2 protein-coding genes are annotated in these 787 nt (G+C 68.5%); both read right to left on the reverse strand.

Going from position 1 to position 787, the window contains the following annotated elements; all coding sequences use genetic code 11:
- The coding region (locus tag FB586_RS18450; protein WP_136520832.1) for a class I SAM-dependent methyltransferase at window positions 1-471 on the reverse strand (471 nt) is incomplete at its 3' end.
- The coding region (locus tag FB586_RS19535; RefSeq protein WP_222928398.1) for a hypothetical protein at window positions 468-787 on the reverse strand (320 nt) is incomplete at its 5' end. The genes FB586_RS18450 and FB586_RS19535, both read right to left, overlap by 4 nt.

The following is a 787-nucleotide window of genomic DNA, read 5'->3' on the forward strand; positions in this document are numbered from 1 at the left end:
CAGGGTCTTGATGCCGACATCGAGGTGCGTCACGTTGGGCACGCTCGTCACGGCGACCGCACGGTGCTCGGCCAGCAGCTCGCCCAGTGCGTTGAGGGCGTAGGTGCCGTTGGTGAGGTGCTCGAGACCGTCGAGGAAGGTCACCGAGACCAGCCGACGCCCGTCGAGCACCTTGCGCAGCCGCTCGGCGACGTCGGGGTCGGTGAGGTCGGCGGCATGGGCCTCCAGCCCGCGCCGGCGCACCTCGTCGAGCTCCTGGTCGTCGAGGTCGACACCTATGTAGTGCAGCCCGAACCGGTCCGTGATCGGCTCCGCGATGTGTCCGAACCCGCAGGCCAGGTCGAGGTGCACGCCGTCATCGCCGAGGTCGACGGGGAGGTGCTGCTCGAGCAGCCGGAGCGTGTGCCCGAACTTGTTGTCGGGCTGCACCTCGTTGTCGTACTTGTGGAGGTCGTCCTGGAAGTCGTTCACAGCGAGTACCTGTGCTCTGCGTAGCGGCCCTCGGAGAAGGTGCCGATCCTGTGTTCGGGGTCTCGCTGCTCGACGAGGCGGCCCTCGCGCTCGCGCGCACGGAACTCCCGGGCGGCAGCCTTCTCCTCGGGACTGGCGCCGTCGGACTCGAAGCGACGCAGGATGGACTTCACCAGGCCGGGCTTCGACCACTTGTGGGCGATGAGCAGTCCCGCCTCGGCGGAGAACCGCACCTCGGCGCTGGTCGGCATCCAGCGGCCGTCGGTGTCGAGGTACTTGTCGTGGAAGACCACTGCCGCGGGCTGGAAGACGACCT

Source organism: Cellulomonas telluris, assembly GCF_004886325.1.
In the GTDB taxonomy this organism is placed as follows: Bacteria; Actinomycetota; Actinomycetes; order Actinomycetales; family Cellulomonadaceae; genus Cellulomonas; species Cellulomonas telluris.